The organism is Mycobacterium sp. NTMscope_MAC_269 (assembly GCF_976985695.1).
On the sequence record NZ_OZ335668.1, the window covers coordinates 1,789,509 to 1,809,480 of the forward strand.

Annotated in this window: 22 protein-coding genes and 2 pseudogenes; 8 read left to right on the forward strand and 16 right to left on the reverse strand. The window is 66.7% G+C overall.

The genetic code is table 11. From position 1 onward, the window contains the following. Positions 1-121: 121 nt before the first annotated feature. The 8 genes from ACZ50Z_RS08345 to ag85B form a co-directional block, all read right to left on the reverse strand. Positions 122-565, reverse strand: a complete 444-nt coding sequence (locus ACZ50Z_RS08345; protein ID WP_464486138.1) for a nuclear transport factor 2 family protein — start codon at positions 563-565, stop codon at positions 122-124. A 74-nt stretch (positions 566-639) separates the two neighbouring features. After that, entirely contained in the window at positions 640-1,962 is a 1,323-nt protein-coding gene (locus ACZ50Z_RS08350; RefSeq protein WP_464483121.1) for a cytochrome P450, read from the reverse strand. 55 nt (positions 1,963-2,017) lie between these two features. Next, positions 2,018-2,440, reverse strand: a complete 423-nt coding sequence (locus tag ACZ50Z_RS08355; protein ID WP_464483122.1) for a lipoprotein LpqH — start codon at positions 2,438-2,440, stop codon at positions 2,018-2,020. A 12-nt stretch (positions 2,441-2,452) separates the two neighbouring features. Beyond that, positions 2,453-3,286, reverse strand: a complete 834-nt coding sequence (locus ACZ50Z_RS08360) for an SDR family oxidoreductase (protein ID WP_464483123.1) — start codon at positions 3,284-3,286, stop codon at positions 2,453-2,455. Further along, on the reverse strand, positions 3,283-3,762 hold the full coding sequence (locus tag ACZ50Z_RS08365; RefSeq protein WP_179960340.1) for an SRPBCC family protein: 480 nt from the start codon (positions 3,760-3,762) through the stop codon (positions 3,283-3,285). Before ACZ50Z_RS08365 ends, ACZ50Z_RS08360 begins: the two co-directional genes overlap by 4 nt. 35 nt (positions 3,763-3,797) lie before the next feature. Beyond that, positions 3,798-4,235: a resuscitation-promoting factor RpfC gene (gene rpfC / locus ACZ50Z_RS08370; protein WP_464483124.1), complete on the reverse strand. Its 438-nt coding sequence runs from the start codon at positions 4,233-4,235 to the stop codon at positions 3,798-3,800. 105 nt (positions 4,236-4,340) lie between these two features. Continuing rightward, complete coding sequence (locus tag ACZ50Z_RS08375; protein WP_464483125.1) at positions 4,341-4,925, reverse strand: chorismate mutase; 585 nt, start codon at positions 4,923-4,925, stop codon at positions 4,341-4,343. 80 nt (positions 4,926-5,005) lie between these two features. Beyond that, on the reverse strand, positions 5,006-5,998 hold the full coding sequence (gene ag85B / locus ACZ50Z_RS08380) for a diacylglycerol acyltransferase/mycolyltransferase Ag85B (RefSeq protein WP_464483126.1): 993 nt from the start codon (positions 5,996-5,998) through the stop codon (positions 5,006-5,008). 613 nt (positions 5,999-6,611) lie between these two features. Between ag85B and ACZ50Z_RS08385 the strand changes: the two genes are divergently transcribed. Next, a complete protein-coding gene (locus tag ACZ50Z_RS08385) occupies positions 6,612-7,760 on the forward strand; it encodes a DUF7159 family protein (protein WP_464483127.1) in 1,149 nt (382 codons plus the stop codon). 18 nt (positions 7,761-7,778) lie between these two features. Here ACZ50Z_RS08385 and ACZ50Z_RS08390 read toward each other — a convergent pair whose 3' ends face one another. The 3 genes and pseudogenes from ACZ50Z_RS08390 to ACZ50Z_RS08400 form a co-directional block, all read right to left on the reverse strand. Beyond that, positions 7,779-8,339 carry a YceI family protein gene (locus tag ACZ50Z_RS08390; protein WP_464483128.1) on the reverse strand — a complete coding sequence of 187 codons (561 nt, stop codon included), beginning with the start codon at positions 8,337-8,339 and terminating at the stop codon, positions 7,779-7,781. Positions 8,340-8,351: 12 nt separating this feature from the next. Further along, positions 8,352-9,365, reverse strand: coding sequence for an alcohol dehydrogenase (locus ACZ50Z_RS08395; protein ID WP_464483129.1), 1,014 nt, complete (start codon positions 9,363-9,365; stop codon positions 8,352-8,354). A gap of 9 nt (positions 9,366-9,374) precedes the next feature. Further along, positions 9,375-10,659, reverse strand: a pseudogene (locus ACZ50Z_RS08400) (cytochrome P450). 245 nt (positions 10,660-10,904) lie between these two features. On the opposite strand from ACZ50Z_RS08400, the gene ACZ50Z_RS08405 reads away from it, so the two are divergent. The 3 genes from ACZ50Z_RS08405 to ACZ50Z_RS08415 all read left to right on the forward strand — a co-directional run bounded on the left by ACZ50Z_RS08405 (position 10,905) and on the right by ACZ50Z_RS08415 (position 11,923). Continuing rightward, positions 10,905-11,309 (forward strand): hypothetical protein, encoded by a 405-nt coding sequence (locus tag ACZ50Z_RS08405; RefSeq protein WP_238955845.1) that lies wholly within the window; start codon positions 10,905-10,907, stop codon positions 11,307-11,309. Positions 11,310-11,320: 11 nt separating this feature from the next. Further along, the gene (locus tag ACZ50Z_RS08410; protein ID WP_464483130.1) at positions 11,321-11,611 is read left to right on the forward strand and encodes a hypothetical protein; all 291 of its coding nucleotides are present in this window, start codon (positions 11,321-11,323) and stop codon (positions 11,609-11,611) included. Between the two features lie 90 nt (positions 11,612-11,701). Next, positions 11,702-11,923 carry an Rv1893 family protein gene (locus ACZ50Z_RS08415; RefSeq protein WP_464483131.1) on the forward strand — a complete coding sequence of 74 codons (222 nt, stop codon included), beginning with the start codon at positions 11,702-11,704 and terminating at the stop codon, positions 11,921-11,923. 18 nt (positions 11,924-11,941) lie between these two features. On the opposite strand, the gene ACZ50Z_RS08420 is transcribed toward ACZ50Z_RS08415, so the two are convergent. Both ACZ50Z_RS08420 and ACZ50Z_RS08425 read right to left on the reverse strand, forming a co-directional pair. Beyond that, positions 11,942-13,072, reverse strand: coding sequence for a nitronate monooxygenase (locus tag ACZ50Z_RS08420; protein ID WP_067175477.1), 1,131 nt, complete (start codon positions 13,070-13,072; stop codon positions 11,942-11,944). A gap of 113 nt (positions 13,073-13,185) precedes the next feature. After that, positions 13,186-13,647, reverse strand: coding sequence for a hypothetical protein (locus tag ACZ50Z_RS08425; RefSeq protein WP_464483132.1), 462 nt, complete (start codon positions 13,645-13,647; stop codon positions 13,186-13,188). Between the two features lie 174 nt (positions 13,648-13,821). On the opposite strand from ACZ50Z_RS08425, the gene ACZ50Z_RS08430 reads away from it, so the two are divergent. From ACZ50Z_RS08430 to ACZ50Z_RS08440, 3 genes and pseudogenes are all read left to right on the forward strand, one after another. After that, positions 13,822-14,481 carry a hypothetical protein gene (locus ACZ50Z_RS08430; RefSeq protein ID WP_464483133.1) on the forward strand — a complete coding sequence of 220 codons (660 nt, stop codon included), beginning with the start codon at positions 13,822-13,824 and terminating at the stop codon, positions 14,479-14,481. Between the two features lie 185 nt (positions 14,482-14,666). Continuing rightward, positions 14,667-16,616, forward strand: coding sequence for a flavin-containing monooxygenase (locus ACZ50Z_RS08435; protein WP_464483134.1), 1,950 nt, complete (start codon positions 14,667-14,669; stop codon positions 16,614-16,616). Positions 16,617-16,626: 10 nt separating this feature from the next. Beyond that, positions 16,627-17,746, forward strand: a pseudogene (locus tag ACZ50Z_RS08440) (alcohol dehydrogenase catalytic domain-containing protein). Here ACZ50Z_RS08440 and ACZ50Z_RS08445 read toward each other — a convergent pair. Next, positions 17,657-18,568 carry a class I SAM-dependent methyltransferase gene (locus tag ACZ50Z_RS08445; RefSeq protein ID WP_464483135.1) on the reverse strand — a complete coding sequence of 304 codons (912 nt, stop codon included), beginning with the start codon at positions 18,566-18,568 and terminating at the stop codon, positions 17,657-17,659. The pseudogene ACZ50Z_RS08440 and the gene ACZ50Z_RS08445 sit on opposite strands and share 90 nt — an antisense overlap. 26 nt (positions 18,569-18,594) lie before the next feature. Next, positions 18,595-19,026, reverse strand: a complete 432-nt coding sequence (dtd, locus tag ACZ50Z_RS08450) for a D-aminoacyl-tRNA deacylase (protein ID WP_464483136.1) — start codon at positions 19,024-19,026, stop codon at positions 18,595-18,597. Between the two features lie 51 nt (positions 19,027-19,077). Here dtd and ACZ50Z_RS08455 point away from each other — a divergent pair, with 51 nt between their 5' ends. After that, positions 19,078-19,383 carry an MTH1187 family thiamine-binding protein gene (locus ACZ50Z_RS08455; RefSeq protein WP_464483137.1) on the forward strand — a complete coding sequence of 102 codons (306 nt, stop codon included), beginning with the start codon at positions 19,078-19,080 and terminating at the stop codon, positions 19,381-19,383. Here ACZ50Z_RS08455 and ACZ50Z_RS08460 read toward each other — a convergent pair. Continuing rightward, positions 19,380-19,874: a macro domain-containing protein gene (locus ACZ50Z_RS08460; protein WP_464483138.1), complete on the reverse strand. Its 495-nt coding sequence runs from the start codon at positions 19,872-19,874 to the stop codon at positions 19,380-19,382. The two genes, ACZ50Z_RS08455 and ACZ50Z_RS08460, sit on opposite strands and share 4 nt — an antisense overlap. Between the last annotated feature and the right edge of the window lie 98 nt (positions 19,875-19,972).

The window sequence follows — 19,972 nt, forward strand, 5'->3', positions numbered from 1 at the left end:
AGGATTGCCGGAATGGTCTATGAGGGGTGGCCATGCCGGCATTCCAACGGCACCACGCGCCGTATCGGCGTATTGCCGTGGGCAGCAGCGCAAATCACGCGCCGCTCGTGAAAAGGGACGCTCAGACGAGGGCTGACGCGTCGAACACCCAGCTCACATCGCCGGTCGCCAAACCCTCGAAGTGGTTCGGGGGAGCGAAGGCCACCAGGCTGTTCATGTCCCAATAGTCTTTCCAGACGGTGATCTTGCCGTCGACGACTTTGTGGACCGTCACGAATCGAAGTACGCCCTGCTCGCCCGTCGCGAATGTCCATGTCTCGGAGTGCTCGTAGAGCACGTCGGAACCGTTGGACACCAGCACGCCGGTGTGGTTCTCGTAGCCCGCCAGGTGCTCGAGACCCATCTTGAGTCGTTTGACGATGCCCTCGGGACCGCGGGCCGATAAGGCCGGAACAGGCATGTCGACGTAAAGGCAGTCGTCGGACAAAAACGTCGGGATCGCCTCCCAATCACGCTGCGAAAGGGCCTGCCACAGCCCGCGGACGACGTCCTCGACCGCGATCATAGATACCTCTGTCATACCGGCAAATAAACTCGGTCGCCGCGCCGGTGTCAACCATCGCGCTGGATCGCGGCCAGTCAGCCTCCGGCGGCAGCCATCGACCGGGCCGGCCCGAGCGTCACGGGCAGTGACGACCATCCCCGCAGCACGCGGGTCTCGCGCCTGCTTCCGGTGCCCGCGGCGCGCACGTCGGGGAAGCGGTCGAAGAACGTCCGCAGGCCCACTTCGCCCTCGGCGCGGGCCAACGCCGCGCCGAGACAAAAGTGCCGGCCGCCGGAGAACGCGAGATGCCTTCCGGCGTTTGGCCTTTCGATGTCGAAGCGGTGCGGGTCGCTGAAGACGGCCGGATCCCGGTTCGCGGCGGCCAGATACACCAGCACCAGGTCACCACGGGCGAGTTGGCGTCCCGCGATCTCGACATCGCCCCGCGCCACCCGCGCGGTCAGCTGCACCGGCGATTCCAGGCGCAGGATCTCCTCGACGGCGTTGGGCCACAGCTCCGGGCGTCGCCGCAGCGCATCGAGGTGCTCGGGCGCGTCCAACAGCATGCGAATCCCGTTGCCGAGCAGGTTGACCGTCGTCTCGAAGCCCGCCGCCAACACCAGTCCGGCGATCGCCTGAAGTTCGTTCTCGTCGAGATACGTGTCCGCAGAGCCGCTTTCGGCGTTCTGGATCAGCTGGCTCATCACGTTGTCGCTGGGATTCAGGCGCAGCCGTTGCAGGTGTTCGGCGAGCCAGGAGCTGAAGCCGGCGATCCCGTCCTGCACGCTGCGGTACTGCCGCCACGGCAACCCGATGTCCAGGCTCGGCGCGGCAAGCTCGCCGAATTCCAGGACGCGCGGCCGATCCGACTCGGGCACGCCGAGGATCTCGCTGATGATCGAGACCGGCAGTCGCGCGCAATAGCGTCCGACGATGTCGACCACGCCGGACTCGCCGGTGAGCCGCTCGAGCAGGTCGGCGGCCGTGTGCTCGACCCGCTCTCGCAGTGCGGCGACCGCCCTGGGCGTGAACACCGCCGACACCGTCTTGCGGTAGCGCGTGTGGTCGGGGGGCTCGACCGCCAGCAGCGAGGGGGCGCGCAGCGGATGCAGCAGGTCGTCACGGGTGCGGCGCTCCAGCCACCGCAGGGGTGCGGGCAGGTTCGATCCGAAGATCAGCACCCGGAAGTCGTCGGACCGCAACAACTCCTGGGCAACCGCGTGATCGGCCGTCAGATAGGCGACGCGGCCCTTGACCAATTTGCCCCGGGCCCGGACTTCGTCATAGAAGCGCACCGGATCGGCGGCCACCGCCGGATCGGCGATCAACCTGGCCTGGACGTCGCCGCGGCGGGCACCGAAAGCGGCCACGCCGCGGATGAAGCCGTGCATCGCGAACCAGTGGAGTCGCTCCTTCACCGGCCCTCCCTCGCTCAGGTGTCGGTACGAGCGTAGGCCTCGCGCATCGGGGCCCTCAGCACTGCGCGACGATCTTGAAGTCGGTGGTCACCACTTTGTTGGGATTGCTGCTGTTGATGCCGTACGCACTCCCGGTGATGGTGTACGCGTCATTGGTCAGGTCGACGTGCGCGTCCCCCACGCCGCCTTGCCAAAAGCTGCCGGTGAAGCCGTCGACATTGCGGATCTTCACCCACTGCGGCATGACCCGGTAGCCACTGAGCAGCACGACCGCTTCGACGCCACCGTCGTGGTCCGGAATTTTGATGGTCCGGTACATCTGGTCTTGGCGGCACGCCGGGGGATGTGTGGTGTGTGTGGCGCCGTCGATGGTCAGGCGGGCGGCCCGGCGTGGTGTGGTCTGCGCCGCGCTGCATCCGGCGACGCTGACGACCACCGCCGCCAGGACCAAAACGACTGTGGGCAAGCGGTTTTGCACCAGCCGACCTCCTTACTGCCGCTTCGGCGAGAGCGCGGGTAGGGCCTTGACGATACTGCGTCGCACCAATTCGGGGCTCAGGCCCTTGAAGAAGTCGATCAAGCGAATGCTTTTGGGCACATACCAATGCAACCGCTTCTGATGGTGGTAGGCCTGCCACGCCGTTTCGGCCACGCTGCTGGCCGGCATCAACCGCAGCGGGCCCTTTCTGGGAGCGGTGGCGCGCAACTCCTCGGCGGTTCTCGGCGCGCCACCGTCATCGGAATGGTTGGTCGTCGTGGTGAGGATGGCGGTGTCGATCAGACCGGGCAGCACGTCGGCGACGCGCACCCCGTGCCGCTGCCATTCCACGCTCAGCGCCTCGGTCAGCCCCTTGACCGCGTGCTTGGTCGACGAGTAGACGGCGAGGCGGGGCATGCCGTAGGTCCCCGAGGAGGACGACGTCGAAAACATCATGCTGCCGTGGGTTTTCTTGAGGTAGGGCAGCGCGCCGTAGGCGCCGGTCAGCACGGCTTTGTAGTTCACGTCGACGAGGCGCATCGCCGCGTCATAGGGCACGTCCTCGAACCACCCGGATTCGCCGACGCCGGCGTTGTTCCACATCATGTCCAGGCCGCCGCCGGTGTTACCGGAGCAGAAGTCGGCCAGGGCACCGTCCAGGGCGGCCTTGTCCGTCACGTCGACGGCGCGGGTCCACAGCCGCTCGCCACCCAGTTCTTCGGTCAGCGTGGCCAGGCCGTCGTCATTGCGATCCACCGCACCCACCCGCCAACCCTTGGCATGGAACAGCTTTGCGCCTTCGCGCCCCATTCCGCTGCCCGCGCCGGTGATGAAGACCGATTTCACGACGCGTCAGCCTCGACCACATCTTTGATGCGGTTCAGCGTCTTGGTCATGTCGCGGATGTTGCGGCGCTTGCGCAGAAAGCCGCCGAACAACCAGTACATGCCGAGCCATGGCGCGGGGTTGAGCCGAAACGACTCGGTGACGTCGGTCCCGCCGCCGCTGGGCGCCAGCCGGTAGTGCCAGTTGTTGACCTCCCGATCACCGAGCAGCACCGTGAAGCCGAATTCGCGGCCGGGTTCGCACGCGGTGACCTTGCAGGTCGTCCAATACACCGGTCCCATTTCATTGCGCCGGACGTGGCCGCGGAATTTCGCGCCGAGGGCCGGGCCGGTTGCATCGCCCAGCCACTCGGCTTCGAAAACCTCCGGGGAAAACCGTCCGGTGTTGCGCACGTCCGCGATGAGATCCCAGATCTTGGCCGCAGGCGCCGCCATGTGAACAGTCGCCGAACCTTCCATGGGCTGATCCAAACACAGCTTCGTGTCGGGTCATAGACCACACGGGTGTGTCATCAGCGCGGGATGGCCGCCTGGATCAACCCGTTGATGATCTGCTTGATGCCCTGAGCCGGATGCGAGTACCAACCGATCGGCAGGCCGGACTGCGCACCGCACTTCGGCCAGGGCTCCACGCCTTCCTCGGCGAAAACCCGGTTGGCCACAGCGATTTGCTGCTCCCTGGATGCGGCCGCCGGGTTGCCCACGCCGCCGTAGCGAGCCCAGGTACCGGGTTTGAATTGCAGTCCACCGTAATTGCCGTTTCCGGTGTTGGCGTGCCAGTTGCCGCCGGATTCGCATTGAGCGATCGCGTCCCAGTTGGGAGCAGCGTCCGCGCTCACCACACCCGTGGACGAAGCCATCGATGCTGCAACGAACCCGCCGACCGCTACGGACTTGACGAGAAGCTTGCAGAGATTCTTCATGTCAAGCTTTTCGGCGCGTGTGGCCAAAGCGTTACCTATTCGAAAATGGCGCGAGATATGCCTTCTATCTGCGGAAATCGGCTTATCGCCGGGCCAAATTCGTCGGTTAGGAAATGGTGAGGAAAAATTAAATTATTGCTGGCAATACGATTGCGTCGCTGACCAGAGGGCCCGTCGGTAAACGCCGTCGAGCTGACGACTCCGGACGATGTCGGCCCTCGCGGCATCGAGCTGCGGCGCGCACAGCGGCGAATGCAGCGTGTCCCAGTTGGCCGATATCTGGGTCAGTATCGCCTGGCTGAGGGCATCGATCTCCGACCGCGACGCCGCCAGGTCCGGGGAGTCGGCCGGGGCGTCACCCGGATTGAGCTTCCAGTCCGCGAACCGGCTGTACTCGATGGCCTCGGTGGCGCTGATCTGGTCGGTGAAGACCCGGGTGACGTAGTCGCGCTCGATGTGCGCGGCGACGGCGCCGTCGCCCAGCTTTGCCAGCTCCTGGCGGACACGCACCGGGTCTTCGATGGCCCCATGGGTCTTCCATTTGTACGCGGCCACGGGATCGGCGACCTGTAAGCGCTGCGCGGCGGCGTCGACCAAGGGGGCCAGGGGATTGACGCCGTCGGCCCGAGCGGGCGCCGCCCACACCGCCAGGCCGCCGGCGACGGCGACGCACAGCGCAGCCAGGGTGATGCGGCGCGAACGCGTGCTGCTGGGCATGACGAAGATTCTGCTGCCCCTTAACGCACTACTGCGCCTGACGGTGTCGTCAAGCGCAGTAGTGGCGTCAGGTGAATAAGTTATCCGCCGCCGCCCGAGGAAGCGCCCAGGGCGCTCTGCAGGTCCGGCTTCATGGCGTTGAGCTGGGCTCCCCAGTACTCCCAGCTGTGTGTGCCGTTGGCGTTGAAGTTGAACACGGCGTTGTGGCCGCCCGCGGCGTTGTATGCATCCTGGAACTTCAGGTTGCTGCTGCGCACGAAGTTCTCCAGGAACTCCGCGGGCATGTTTGCCCCGCCCAGCTCCGACGGTGTCCCGTTACCGCAGTACACCCAGAGCCGCGTGTTGTTGCCGACCAGCTGCGGGATTTGCAGGCTCGGGTCGTTGCGCTGCCAGGCCGGGTCGCTCGACGGGCCCCACATGGCGTCCGCCTTGTAACCACCGGCATCTCCCATCGCCAAGCCGATCAGCGAGGGGCCCATGCCCTGGGACGGGTCCAGCAGCGCCGAAAGCGATCCCGCGTAGACGAACTGGTTGGGGTGGTTCACGGCCAGGATCATCGCCGACGAGCCGGACATCGAGATGCCGATCGCGGCGCTACCGGTGGACTTGACGCTCTTGTTCGAGGCCAGGTATTGCGGCAGTTCGCTGGTCAGGAAGGTCTCCCACTTGTAGGTCGAGCAGCCGGCCTTCCCACACGCGGGCTGGTACCAGTCGGCGTAGAAGCTGGACTGACCGCCGACCGGCATGATGACCGACAAGCCCGACTGGTAGTACCACTCGAACGCCGGGGTGTTGATGTCCCAGCCGTTGTAGTCGTCTTGAGCTCGCAGTCCGTCCAGCAGGTAGACCGCGGGGGAGCCGTTACCACCGCTCTGGAACTGGACCTTGATGTCGCGGCCCATTCCCGCGGATGGCACTTGCAGGTATTCGACGGGCAGGCCCGGACGCGAAAATGCATTCGCGGTCGCCGCGCCGCCGGCAATGCCGATCAGGCCCGGCAGGGTTACAGCCGCGGCTGCACCGACCACAAGTCGGCGCCCCCAGGTCCGGACCTTCTCGCTCAGATCTGTCATACCTGCCCCTTGTCGGATGTGGTCGAATGTGATCGCGGTCTCACAGGAATTTACCGTGTGAGTCCGTCAAATGTCGATTGGGACGCGGACGCGTCTCGGTTTCGCATCGCTTTTTACCTCGCAATTTCGCCACCCGGGGATCCGGGCGGCGACGATCGGCGGGTACCCGCTCGACGTCCGACTAACCGGACCGCCGCAAAATTGGCCCGCCGGTTGCGCCGTCCGGCGTGCAGAGCGCCGAAAGCGCTTGATACCGCGCGATAACGAAGCACCGATCCGATTTCGGCGGGAGTCAGCGATGACGCGCGCCGCGCCGTCAACGGTTTGATCCCGCCATCGGCGGACCGCGCCACCGGAATTGTGTGCATATCCGATGAGACGGTGCGGCACCCCTTACCGATCAACCACAAATTGGATTACCGGCGTGTCGCGAGGCGATGTGGACCGGGGCGGCCGGGCTTGCGCCGGGCGCGTAGGCTCTCTCGAAGCAAGCCGATGAAGACCACGCTATCCCGTGTCTGTTCCGGCTCTCACGAACCTCCGCACCAGCGGTTTCCTGGTGCGCGCCGGTGTGTCTGGGAGCCGAGGCGCGGGACCGATTGGGGCATAGAATTTGGACACGGTACTTGGCCTGTCAGTGACGCCGACCGCCGTCGGGTGGGTCCTCGCTGAGGGACACGGCGCAGAAGGCACCATCCTGGATCACCAGGAGTTGGCGCTGCGCGCCGGCCGGGGTGTCCGTGCCGTGAGCACCGCGGAGCAAGTGGTAGCCGAGGTTTTGCGGGTGGAGACGGCGGCGGCCGCGAGCGATCACCGCCTGCGTGTCATCGGGGTCACCTGGAACGACGACGCGTCGGCTCAGGCCGCGCTGGTGCAGGAGGCGTTGACCGACGCGGGTTTCGACAACGTCGTGCCAGTCCGGTTCCTCGAGGCCGTCGAGACCCTGGCGCAGGCCATCGCACCCGTCATCGGCTACGAACAGACCGCGGTGTGCATCCTCGACCGTGACGCCACGACCGTCGTCATGGTCGACACCCATGACGGACAGACCCAGACGGCGACCAAGCAGGTGCGCGGCGGCCTCGACGGCCTCACCCGCTGGCTGACCGGCATGTTCGACCGCGACGGATGGCAGCCGGGTGGGGTCGTCGTCGTCGGCGCACACCGCGACATCGACGGGTTCTCCTGGCAACTCGAAAAGGCTTTGCCGGTGCCGGTTTTCGTGCAGTCGATGGCCCAGGTGACGATCGCGCGGGGCGCGGCGCTGTCCGCGGCCCGCAGCACCGAGTTCACCGACGAACAGTTGGTGGCGCACCGCAGCGAACCCGTTCCTTCAGCCCCGGCACGGCAGCGGCACCTGTCCTACGCCGGGGCCCTCACCGCGTTGGCGGCCGGCGCGATCACCTTCGTCGGCTCGGTGTCGCTCGCGGTGGGGATTCACGTCGGTCCGGCCAGCGCGCCCGCGGCGAAGCACACCACCCATCCACCCATACCCCAGGCCGCCGAGGCGGCCAAGGCCGTCGCGCCGCTTCCGGCGCCCCCACCGGTCAAACGCCCCGGCACGCACGCCGCGCCCCCCGCCGGCGAACCCGCCGCCGGACCGGTCACGCCCGACGAGCAACCGGGCGTTGGTGGCGACCGCCAGTCGGACCCCGGCAACGGGCAGCCCTACTTGACTCGGGTGCTCGAGCACATCCCCGGCGACGCCGGCGACGCGGCAACTGACCCGGCGCCCCGCACAGCGACTGAGCCACAGTCCTGATTCTCCCCGGCGGGTAACTCACCCGTCCTTGGCGTGAACCGCGGTAAAGGTCAATGACACGTCGTCTGCGACCTGGACCGACCCCATCAACAGCGAGTAGGGCTTGACGCCGTAATCGGTTTGACGGACGGTGGTTTCACCGGACATGCGCCATGACTCCCCGAGATCTTCGGTGCGCAAGTCGATTACGTGGTCTCGCGAGGTGCCCCGGATCTCGAGCGTGCCGGTGAGGCGGAACCCGTCGTCGGCCCGCTCGAGGGCATCCGCGATATAGCGAATCTCGGGGAATCGCTTGGCGCGCAACGACTTCAAGGCGTTAGACCGTACCTGTGCCTTCTCGATCGTGGAAAGGCCTTTGATGCCGCCCTCACCGCTTCGCACGGCGAAGGAATCGACGTCGACCGCGAGTTCGGCGCTGACGGGGCGGGTGCCCGCCCAGTGCACGGTGGCACGCCAGCGCGACATGGCAATGGTGAGGCGGTGGCCCATTCGTGCCGCCCGGCCGGTGACACCGGTGTGGAGCAGCAATTCACCGTCGGTCGGGCCGATCGTCCACGTCGCACCGTTGTCAGAAGTCACGGACCGACAGTGTCACATGGTCAAGACGGTGCGGTAATGCGCTCGCCCCTGTTCCAGCGCCGCATAGCCCTCGGCCGCCTGGGTCAACGGCAACTCCTCGATCCAGGCCCGAACGCCGGACAGGACCGCGAAACGCATGGTCTCCTCGACATCTTTGGCCGTCCCGGAGGGATGACCGACGATGCTGAGTCCGGGCGTGATCAGCTGTACGGGACTGATCGGCAACGGCTCGGGCGTGACGCCGATGGTGACCAGTTCGCCTTGGGGGACGATGCCGCCGACCGTGGCGGCCATCGCCTTCGAATTGCCCGCGGTGGCCAGGACGACCGTCGCGCCGCCCAAATCCTTCAGCGCTTCGGCGGGATCGTTGGCGGTGGAATCGATGTAGTGATGGGCGCCCAGTTTGCGGGCGTCATCGGCCTTTCCGGCACCGCGATTGATCGCGATGGTCTCGAAGCCCATGGCCCGGGCGAACTGCACGCCGAGGTGCCCCAGGCCGCCGACGCCGAGTATCGCTACGCGATCGCCGGGCAGCGCTTTGGTGTGACGCAAGGCGTTGTAGGTGGTGACACCGGCACAACCCATGGGGGCGGCTTCGGCGTCGGAGAGCTCGGCCGGTACTCGGGCCAGGGCGTTCGCCGGCACGGTCACCGACTCCGCGTATCCGCCGGGATACTGCCAGCTCGGCACCTTTCCGTTCTCGCAGTGAATGAACAGGCCTTTGCGGCATTGATCGCAGTGCTGGCAACACCCACCGAACCAGCCGACCGCGACGCGATCGCCGACCGCGAAATCCTCGACACCGTCGCCGACTTCGGCGATCTTGCCCGCGATCTCATGCCCGGGGGTCAGCGGCCACGACATCCCCGGAAACCCGCCGGAGACGAAATGGGCATCGGTGCCGCAGATGCCGCACGCGGAGACTGTCAGCCGTACCTCGTCACGGCCCGGCGGCACCGTATCGACGTCGACGAGTTCCAGCGGTGCGCCGGCGGATTGGACATGAACAGCACGATGGGTTGTCATGCCGTGATGCTACTGCGCGACAGGACTTTTCGTCCCGTCAGGTGTGGTAGTCGACCTGCCAGTGCTTGATGCCGTTGAGCCAGCCCGACCGTAGCCGCTCGGGCTTGCCGATGGATTCGAGGTTGGGGATGCCGTCGGCGATCGCGTTGAACATCAGGTCGATCGTCATGCGCGCCAGGTTCGCGCCGATGCAGTAGTGGGCGCCGGTTCCGCCGAACCCGACGTGCGGGTTGGGATCGCGCAGGATGTTGAAGGTGAACGGATCGTCGAAGACGTCCTCGTCGAAATTGGCTGAGCGGTAGACCATTACGACCCGTTGGCCCTTCTTGATCTGGACGCCGGACAGTTCGTAGTCCTCCAGCGCGGTGCGCTGAAACGACGTGACCGGGGTGGCCCACCGGACGATCTCGTCGGCCGCGGTGCCCGGTCGCTCCTTCTTGAACAGCTCCCACTGGTCGGGAAAGTCGGTGAAGGCCATCATGCCCTGGGTGATGGAGTTGCGGGTGGTCTCGTTTCCGGCCACCGCCAACAGGATGACGAAGAAGCCGAATTCGTCGTCGGAAAGCTTGTGCCCGTCGATGTCGGCCTGGACGAGCTTGGTGACGAGGTCTTCCCCCGGATTCGCCGTCCGGTCGGCGGCCATCTGCATGCCGTACATGATGAGTTCGACCGAGGCGGTGATGGCGTCGTTGTTGGCGAATTCGGGGTCCTGGTCGCCGACCATCTCGTTGGACCAGTGGAAGAGTTTCTTGCGTTCTTCCTGCGGCACGCCCATCAGCCCGGCGATGGCCTGCAGCGGCAGCTCGCACGACACCTGTTCGACGAAGTCGCCGCGGCCCTCGGCGGCCGCTTCCTCGACGATGTGGCGGGCGCGCTCGGCGAGGTCTGAGCGCAGGCGCTCGATGGCGCGGGGGGTGAAGGCCCGCGAAATGATCTTGCGCAGCCGGGTGTGCTGCGGCGCGTCCATGTTGAGCAGGACGAACTTGCCACGCTCGACCTGCTCGCCGACCGTGCCGTCCTTATAGCGCGGCAGCGCCGTCTTCTCCAGGCTGGAAAACACGTCGCTGCGCAGCGAGACCTCTTTGACGTCCTTGTGCTTAGACACCACCCAGAAACCGCCGTCGTCGAACCCGCCGGCGCCGATCGGTTGCTCGTTCCACCAGATCGGCGCCGTGCGGCGCAGCTCGGCCAGTTCTTCGACCGGCAATCGCTCGGCGTGGATGTCCGGATCGGTGAAGTCGAAGCCGGGAGGCAGATTGGGGACCGGCTTGGTGCTGGGCTCGACGATTGACATGCCGCACTCCTCGATACGAAGTCGTCTAGGCGTCCTTGTGCAAGGAAACCATTGCCGGACCACGGTTGGGAAGCATTGACGCAAGATCGCCGGCGGCAAATTGGAACGTGTTCCGCAGGTGCGGTTTTTCCGCCGCGGCGGGCCACCGCCGGGGATCGCGGCCGCACGCACAAACCGTCTTGTGGGCGGCGGCCCGACCGATATGCTTTGGTGCAGGTCACCGGCGACGACAGGCGGGGTGGAACATGATTCGGGAATTGCTGAGCGCCGCTTCGATAGCGGGCATCACGATCGGCATGGCGCCGTGCGCGGCCGCCGACCCGCATTACGACGGCGACGTCCCGGGCATGAATTATCAAGCTTCGCTGGGCGCCCCCTGCGACAACTACGAGCGCTTCATCTTCGGCCGAGGACCCAGCGGCCAGGCCGAGGCCTGTCATTTCCCGCCGCCCAACCAGTTCCCGGCGGCCACCATCGGGTACTGGGTGGCTTCCTACCCGCTGTACGGCGTCCAGCAGACCGGGGCGAAATGCCCCGGCTCGCAGGCGGCGGCGCAGACTCCGGACGGGCTGCCCATGCTGTGCCTGGGAGATCAGGGGTGGCAACCCGGATGGTTTACCGGGGCAGGGTTTTTCCCGCCCTCCGACTGATCGGTACGACGATGAAGCGTAGCCAGCCCGATGCGTCGCCCGTGCCCCGCTGGCTGCGCTTCGTCTTGGCCTCGGATCGCGCCGGGTCGGCGTGGTACATCGGCACCGGATTCTTCTTCGCGCCGCTCCTGGCCGTGTTCTCGCCGTGGCCCGCGGTCACCACGGTGTTGTGGGGCATCATCGCGTTGGCCGGGCTCTGGTTAGGGCTGTTGGGCATCGCGATGGCCATCGGGCTGGCCCGAATCCTGCGCTCCGGGGCCGAAATTCCCGAGGACTACTGGCGCACCCTGGTGCACTACTGAGGCCCACTACAGGCCCGAGGTCGCCGAGAAATGGCGCGCCGCCCGGACTAGAGTTCAGGGCAACGAACCTGCGACAAAGGAGACCCGGAGATGGCCTTCAATCCCAAAGATGCGGTCGACGCGGCGAGGGACATCGCGACCAACGCCGTCGAGAAAGCCTCCGACATCGTCGAGCATGCCAGCGACATCATCCGGGGTGACGTCGCCGGCGGGGCCAGCGGAATCGTTCAGAATTCCATCGACATCGGCACGTACGCGCTGGACCGGACGAAGGAAGTGTTCACCGGCCGCCAAGACGTCGACGACGTTTAGCCCCGGGCGCCCCCGTCGTCAGACGGAGGCGGCCTCGTTGAGCTCGTCCAGCCTGTTGGTCGCCTCCAGGTACTCCTGCACCCAGCGTTCGATGACCGTCGATGTCTTCTCCACCTTGGTGAACTGCCCGACGACCTGGCCAACCGGGTTGAACGCGACATCGACGGATTCGTTGGGGTAGCGGTTCGTGGCACGAACCGCCATGCCGGACACCATGTACTGCAACGGCATTCCGAGGGGCTTCGGGTTGTCCGGGGCTTCCCACGCCTCGGTCCAGTCGTTGCGCAGCATCCGGGCGGGCTTGCCGGTGAACGACCGGCTGCGCACGGTGTCGCGGCTGCCGGCCTTGACGTAGGCCTCCTGCTGGACCGGGGTGTTCGAGGATTCCTCGACCATCAACCACTGCGACCCGGTCCACGCGCCCTGCGCGCCCAACGCCAGCGCGGCCGCGATCTGCTCACCGCTGCCGATGCCACCGGCGGCCAGCACCGGAACCGGGGCGACCTCCTTGACGACCTGCGGCCACAACACGATCGAGCCCACCTCGCCGCAGTGCCCGCCGGCCTCGCCGCCCTGGGCGATGATGATGTCGACGCCCGCGTCCGCGTGCTTGCGGGCCTGCGAGGGGGAGCCGCACAGCGCGGCGACCTTGAGTCCGGCGTCGTGGATGTGCTTGATCATGTCGGCCGGCGGGGTGCCCAGCGCGTTGGCGATCATCTTCACCTTCGGGTGCTTGAGCGCCACCTCGACCTGGGGCGTGGCCGTCGCCTCGGTCCAGCCGAGCAGCTGCAAGCTGTCGCCGTCGCTGTCCTCGACCGGCACACCGTGGTCGGCGAGGATCTTCTTCCCGAAGTCCAGGTGCTCCTGGGGCACCATCTTGCGCAGCGTGTCGGCCAGCTCCTCCGCGGACAGGTGCGAGTCCATGCCCTCGTACTTGTTCGGGATGACGATGTCGACGCCGTAGGGGTGGTCACCGATGTTCTCGTCGATCCAGTTGAGCTCGATCTCGAGCTGCTCGGGCGTGAAGCCGACGGCCCCGAGCACGCCGAACCCCCCGGCCTTGCTGACCGCCACGACGACGTCGCGGCAGTGGGTGAAGGCGAAGATCGGGAACTCGATGCCGAGTTCGTCGCAAATAGGGGTGTGCATTACAACTCCTGGGATGCTCGCCGAATTGGAACGTGTTCTAGTTTAGTACGGAGCTTCCTGACGTGGCCAGCGGGTCCTGACCTGCGCCTTATTACTACGATCCGTCGTGCAATTCAGATTGTGGTGCTGACCGCAGCCCACAGGATGAGAAACGCGAACATGCAGCCGGCGCACAGCACATGGTCCCGGCAGACCGACCGAGCCAGCCGCGTCTGCTCGGGCGGGCTGTCCTCACGGTGGCCGAGCCGCACCGCGTTGGGCACGGTGTGCGTCATCGCCAGCATGATCGGAACTCCGGCGAGCGCGGCCGAGATCACCAGCAGCCGCCCGGGGTCGTGGCCGCGCGCGGACCTCAGCACGAGCGTTCCCAGCAGCGCGGCCATGACGAGCGCGATCACATGGCTCATCGGCCGCGATGACGTCGTCGCGCGGTGGTAATAAGCCGCGATAGACGCAAGCACGGACTCGGGCAGTTCGGTTGCGTTTCGGTAGCGCAGAACCTGGACGTCAAAGATCAAGTCCATCCACAACACGGCGAGCAGGAACCCGCTGCAGGCCGTGAGCAACGGGGCCATGGCGCTCACCCACTTCCGATTCACCCCCGGCGCAGCGCCGCACCGCAGTCGCCACTTGGGCCCATTGTTCTCGGCGGCGCAAGGGGCGTCGGGGCGCCGGCAAAGCCCGCGGTCGCTGGTCGCGATTCGCATGCGGACCGACAAACGTGAGCCTAGGGTCGACGAATGAACTGGATGACGCTGGTGCTCAACGCCGTCGTACCGCTTGCATCCGTGATTTCGAGCGCAACCGTCGCGATCTGGACGAAGCGCATCGACGCCAAGAACAAGGCGGAAGACCGCCGCCACGAACGCGCGCTCGACTTCGAGAAGCGGGCGGCCGATGACAAGAAGGCCGTATTGAAGTCGCTTATCTCTGCGACCGTATACGTCAAACGCGCGGCCCAGTACGAAGGCGTCGGCACCGCCGAGGAGATCGCGAGCCAGCGCCGCGCCGAGGCCATCCGGGAGCTCTACGACTTCCGCATGCGTCTGGGCCTGGACGACGGGGTAGCCGAGCTGTTGGTCTACGCCGCGCCGCCGGTGCGCGAATTGGTGAGTCTGCTCCTCGACCAGTGGGATCGTCAGTTCCGCGAGCACGGCTACTCACTGACCCAATTGGATTCGTGCAAGCGGGAATTGGCGCAGACTACGGCCTGCCCTGCTCCCCGTGAGGACGTGACCGTGTATTACGAGGGCGAACTCAAGTGGTCCGAGCTGAGGAAGGTGGAGACGGTCTGGCTGGAGAGGTTGGGCAGGGAATCGGACCTCGATCTCGGCGCACTCGTGGACCTGTGCGACCGCACCCTGGAGGCCGCGCACAAGGACTTGCGCGGCGGATACGGGCTCGAGTGAATCGGTGCCCACCACGGACCGACGCCTTCGGTTGAAACGCCTCGCGGATACGGACGGCGAGGCCGACGAGCCGTAGCGTCCGATGCCTTGATCCCGCGCCGAGCGACCGGGTAGCGTAATGCTGCCAATTACGAAACCATCCGTAGCGTAATTGGCCCTCCACACCACCGAGAGGATCTCCCTTGATGCGCAGCCGCTACGCCGGCGATCCCTTCACCACGCCCACGCCCGAGATCGCTACCGCCCTCGAGGATGTCAGCATCCCGACGCTGTTGCTCTCCCTCGTCCATATCACCGGCGACCCCCGGTTCATCCGCGACTACAAGCAGATGGGCATCTTCCTCAACGAGGTCCAGGGGTTCATGTCGGAGGAGGACAAGGCGCGCGCCCGCGCGGAGGCGCTATCGGTGATCACCGAGTATCGGGACCGCGGCTGCCCCGAGCCTGCGCCGCTTAGCGCGGAGCTCATCAGGGAAATGATGGATTGGGCGGCGTGTGAGCACGTTCCCGACGACTATCTGTCCTTGGTCGCCGAAGAGCTGGACCTCGACGGCGCCGATCCGCGGCGGCCGGCCGCCTTGCCGGCCGAGCGCGCGCAGCAGCTTCCCGTCCTGGTGGTCGGGTGCGGCGAATCCGGCATCCTGGCCGGCGTCCGCCTCAAGCAGGCCAACATTCCGTTCACCATCGTCGAGAAGAATGCCGGCCCCGGCGGAACATGGTGGGAGAACAGCTATCCCGGCGCGCGCGTGGATGTGGCGAACCATTTCTATTGCTACAGCTTCGAACCCAACAACGACTGGACGCATTTCTTCGCCGAGCAATACGAGCTGCAGGACTATTTCACCAAGGTCATCACCGAACACGACCTGACAGACCGGATACGTTGGCAGACCGAGGTTCTCGCCGCCGAATGGGACGACGACGACGGCACCTGGAACGTGTCGCTGCGCTCGGCAGACGGCCACACCACCACCGCGCGCGCACGCGCGCTCATCACGGCGGTGGGCCAGCTGAACCGTCCCAACATTCCCGAATTCCCCGGGGCGCGGACGTTTCGCGGCCCGGCCTTTCACTCGGCGGCCTGGGATCACTCGGTCGATCTGACGGGCAAGCGCGTCGCGCTCGTCGGCGCCGGGGCCAGCGGTTTCCAGATCGCGCCCGCCATCGCCGACGACGTCGAGCACCTGACGGTGTTCCAGCGGACCGCGCAATGGATGTTCCCGAACGCGATGTATCACGACGAGGTCGGCGACGGGGTGCGCTGGGCGATGCGCCACCTGCCGTTCTACGGCAGGTGGTACCGGTTCCTGGTGCTGTGGCCCGGCTCGGACAAGGGCCTCGACGCCGCCGAGGGTGATCCGAACTACGCCGATCAACGCCACGCCGTCAGCGACATCAACGCCGCCGCGCACATGATGTTCTCCCAGTGGATCACCAGCCAGGTCGCCGACGATTCGGAGCTGTTGGCCAAGGTGATGCCGGACTATCCCGCCTGTGGCAAACGCACCCTGCAGGACAACGGCAGCTGGTTGCGAACGCTACAGCGCGACAACGTCGAATTGGTGCGCACCGCCATCGAGCGGATCACGCCGAACGGGATCGTCACCGAGGGCGGAGTCGCGCATGACGTTGACGTCATCGTCTACGCCACCGGCTTCCGGCACACCGATGTGCTGTGGCCGCTCAAGGTCACCGGCCGCAACGGCCTCGACCTGCACGAGATGTGGGGGAGCAGGCCGTATGCCTACCTCGGGATCACCGTCCCGGAATTCCCGAATTTCTTCATCGTCTATGGGCCCGGAACCCACCTCGCCCACGGCGGCAGCCTGATCTTCCAGTCCGAATTACAGATGCGCTACATCGACCAGTGCCTGGCGCGCCTGGCCGAGGCCGACGTGCAATCGATCGAGCCAAAACCCGACGCCGCCACGGACTGGCATCGAAGGACGCAGACCCAGATCAAGAAGATGGTGTGGTCACACCCGGCGGTCACACACTCGTATTTCAAGAACGCCGACGGCGAGATCCACACCGTCAGTCCGTGGCGCCTCAACGAGTACTGGTCGGCGGTGCGCGAACCCGACTGGTCACAGTTTGTGGTGCGCCAGAAAGATCAAGCGCGACAAGGAAAGTGAGCACACCGATATGCGCACGGTAGTCGTCGATGGGCCCCGCAGCATCCGGGTCGACACCCGCCCCGACCCCACGCTCCCGGGACCCGACGCAGCGATCGTCGAGGTGAGCGCCGCCGGAATCTGCGGTTCGGACCTGCACTTCTACGAGGCCGACTTTCCGATGCCCGATCCCATCGCCCTCGGCCACGAAGCCATCGGCACAGTCGTAGACGCCGGACCGCGGGTGCATAACGTGAAGATCGGCGATCAGGTCATGGTGTCTTCGGTCGCCGGCTGCGGGGCCTGCGCGGGGTGCGCCACCCGCGATCCGGTCATGTGCCACTCCGGCTTTCAGATCTTTGGCGGCGGCGTGCTCGGTGGCGCGCAGGCCGATCTGCTCGCGGTGCCCGCCGCCGATTTCCAGCTGCTGAAGGTGCCCGAGGGCATCACTACCGAACAGGCGCTGCTGCTCACCGACAATCTCGCCACCGGCTGGGCCGCGGCGCAGCGCGCCGACATTCCGTTCGGCGGGACAGTGGCTGTCATCGGCCTCGGGGCGGTCGGCCTGTGCTCGCTGCGCAGCGCGCTCTTTCAGGGCGCGGCAACGGTTTTCGCGGTTGACCAGGTCGACGGCCGGTTGCAGCGCGCCGCCCGGTGGGGGGCGACCCCCGTCAAGGCGCCGGCGCTCGAGGCCATTCTCGCCGCCACCGGCGGTCGCGGCGTCGACGCGGTGATCGACGCGGTAGCCACGGACACATCCCTGACCGAGGCGCTCAACGCCGTTCGGCCGGGTGGCACCGTCTCGGTCGTCGGTGTGCACGACATGAATCCGTTTCCGCTCAACGCGCTGGGCTGCCTGATCCGCAGCATCACGCTGCGGATGACCACCGCGCCGGTGCAGCGAACCTGGCCGGAACTGATCCCGCTGCTGCAGTCCGGCCGCCTCGATGTCGACGGCATCTTCACCACGACAATGCCTTTGGACGAAGCGGCCAAGGGCTACGCGACGGCGGAGTCGCGATCGGGCGACGACGTGAAGATTCTGTTGAAGCCCTGAGTGCTCAGCGCGTGGCGGTGATGTATTGGGACCGCATGAAACTGTCGATCTTGACGTCGACCTCCGGCGGGGTCATCCCGTAACCGGCCTGTAGGTCGAGCGTGGTGCGGACGGGTTCGACCGCCCACCCGTGCCCGGCCAGCCACTCCGCGGGATCGGACTGCGGTTCGTACGTCAGAGCCGAAAAGTCGACGTTGCCCGACACGTTGACCCCCGGGTGATTCGTCTCCAGGGCGTGGAGCTGGTCGTGGTCCAGGCGCGACCCCAACGCGCCGACGGCGATCCGGCTGCCGGGCGCGCTGAGCCCGCTGATCCGAGTGAACAGCGCGTGTTGCGCCTCGTCGGTCAGGTAGGGCAGCAACCCTTCCACCGACCAGGCGCTCGGGCTCTCGACGTCGAAACCGGCGGCTTCCAAGGGCCGAGACCAGTCGGTGCGCAGGTCGGCGGCGACCTCGATCCGGCGCGCCTTCGGCGCGGCACCCTGCTCACCGAGGACGCGCGCCTTGAATTCCAGCACCTTCGGCAAATCGACTTCGAAGACCCTTGTGCCGTCCGGCCATTCAAGGCGGAACGCCCGCGAATCCAGGCCGGCGGCGACGATCACCGCCTGCCGGATGCCTGCCTGCCCGGAGGCGGCGAAGAAGTCGTCGAAGAACCGGGTCTGCACGCCGTACAGGCGCGGAAAGGCCATCTCGTCCTCGGAGCTGCCCGGATTGGCAAGCACCCCCGCCAGATACGGGTCGCGCGAGGCGGCGATGAAGACTTTCGCGTACTCATCTCGCACCAACGGCTGCGGGCTCACGGCGTGCAGCGCACGCCATCCCGCCACGAGCAGCGCGGTGTAGCCGACGCTGCTGACGATGTCCCAGTTGTCGTCGTCGGAGCGAAGCGATCCGAATTCGGGTGTCGTGCCCACGGGGCCAACGTACCTGCGGGGCGGCTTCAGAGTTCGAGAAGCACCGTCACCGGGCCGTCGTTGACCAACTCGACCTGCATATTCGCGCCGAACACCCCGGTCTGTACCTCGGCCCCCAGCCCCGCCAGCGCCGCGGCGAACTCCGCCACCAGCGGCTCGGCCACCACCCCGGGAGCGGCCGCATTCCACGAGGGGCGGCGGCCCTTGGCGGTGTCGGCGTACAGGGTGAACTGACTGATGACCAGGATCGGGGCGCGGGCGGCGGCGGCGGACCGCTCCTCGGCGAGAATCCTTAAGTTCCATAGCTTCTCGGCGAGCCGGTGCGCCTTATCGCGGTCATCGGCGTGGGTGACACCGACGAATGCCAACAGTCCCTGGCCATCCGGTCGGATCGCGCCCACCACCGCGCCCTCGACCGACACCGTCGCTGACGAGACCCGTTGCACCAACACCCGCATGGCCCTCGATGGTGCCAGACCCACCGCGATGGGGTGGGTACGCTCGAAAGGGTGTCCGTACTCGTCGCGTTTTCCGTCACCCCCATGGGGGTCGGCGAGGGTGTCGGCGAGATCGTCGCCGAGGCGGTCCGCGTCGTTCGTGAGTCCGGCCTGCCCAACAAGACCGATTCGATGTTCACGGTGATCGAGGGCGACACGTGGGAGGAAGTCATGGCGGTGGTGCAGCGCGCCGTCGAGGCCGTGGCCGCAAGGGCGCCTCGGGTCAGCACGGTGATCAAGGCCGACTGGCGCACCGGGGCAAACGACGCGATGACGCAGAAGGTCGCCTCGGTCGAGCGCTACCTGTCGGAGAGCTAGCGCCGCGCCGCGGCCCGAAACGCTTGCTCGGCCGTATCGCCGTGCACGGCGAACACCACCTTGCGCAGTGAACGCGGCCGGTGTCGCCGGACGGTGTCGACCATCAGCCGGGCCGCCTCGTCGAGCGGGAAGCCGCCGACCCCGGTGCCGAAGGCAACCAGCCCCAGCGTGCGGCAGCCGAGTTCGTCCGCCTTGCGCAACGTCGAAGCCGTGGCGGCGCCGATGATCTCGGCCGAGGTCGGGCCCCCGAGCTCCATGGTCGCGGCGTGGATGACGTATCGGGCGGGCATGTCGCCGGCCGTGGTCTCGATCGCTTCGCCGAGCCCGATCGGCGCCTTCTCGGTCGATTCGCGCTGCACTTCGGGCCCGCCGGCGCGGGCGATGGCCGCGGCGACGCCGCCGCCGTGCCGCAATTGGGTGTTGGCGGCGTTGGCGATCGCGTCGACGTCCAGCTTGGTCACGTCGGCCTGACGTACCTCCAACTCGATCATCGAGTCATTGTCTCTCAGCGGCGTCGTCTCTGAGTGGCGTCGTCTCTCAGCGCGTCGTCTCTCAGCGCGTCGTCTCTCAGGGGCGTCGCGAAGGCCCA

Bases quoted from the DNA above. Each gene is read 5' to 3' on its own strand.
- ACZ50Z_RS08345 (WP_464486138.1), bottom strand. From the start codon at position 565: ATGATCGCGGTCGAGGACGTCGTCCGCGGGCTGTGGCAGGCCCTTTCG.
- ACZ50Z_RS08425 (WP_464483132.1), bottom strand. From the start codon at position 13,647: ATGGCCCCGTTGCTCACGGCCTGCAGCGGGTTCCTGCTCGCCGTGTTG.
- ACZ50Z_RS08420 (WP_067175477.1), bottom strand. From the start codon at position 13,072: ATGCACACCCCTATTTGCGACGAACTCGGCATCGAGTTCCCGATCTTC.
- ACZ50Z_RS08430 (WP_464483133.1), top strand. From the start codon at position 13,822: ATGACGCTGGTGCTCAACGCCGTCGTACCGCTTGCATCCGTGATTTCG.
- ACZ50Z_RS08405 (WP_238955845.1), top strand. From the start codon at position 10,905: ATGATTCGGGAATTGCTGAGCGCCGCTTCGATAGCGGGCATCACGATC.
- ACZ50Z_RS08375 (WP_464483125.1), bottom strand. From the start codon at position 4,925: ATGCCCAGCAGCACGCGTTCGCGCCGCATCACCCTGGCTGCGCTGTGC.
- ACZ50Z_RS08460 (WP_464483138.1), bottom strand. From the start codon at position 19,874: ATGATCGAGTTGGAGGTACGTCAGGCCGACGTGACCAAGCTGGACGTC.
- ACZ50Z_RS08415 (WP_464483131.1), top strand. From the start codon at position 11,702: ATGGCCTTCAATCCCAAAGATGCGGTCGACGCGGCGAGGGACATCGCG.
- ag85B (WP_464483126.1), bottom strand. From the start codon at position 5,998: ATGACAGATCTGAGCGAGAAGGTCCGGACCTGGGGGCGCCGACTTGTG.
- dtd (WP_464483136.1), bottom strand. From the start codon at position 19,026: ATGCGGGTGTTGGTGCAACGGGTCTCGTCAGCGACGGTGTCGGTCGAG.
- ACZ50Z_RS08410 (WP_464483130.1), top strand. From the start codon at position 11,321: ATGAAGCGTAGCCAGCCCGATGCGTCGCCCGTGCCCCGCTGGCTGCGC.
- ACZ50Z_RS08435 (WP_464483134.1), top strand. From the start codon at position 14,667: ATGCGCAGCCGCTACGCCGGCGATCCCTTCACCACGCCCACGCCCGAG.
- ACZ50Z_RS08395 (WP_464483129.1), bottom strand. From the start codon at position 9,365: ATGACAACCCATCGTGCTGTTCATGTCCAATCCGCCGGCGCACCGCTG.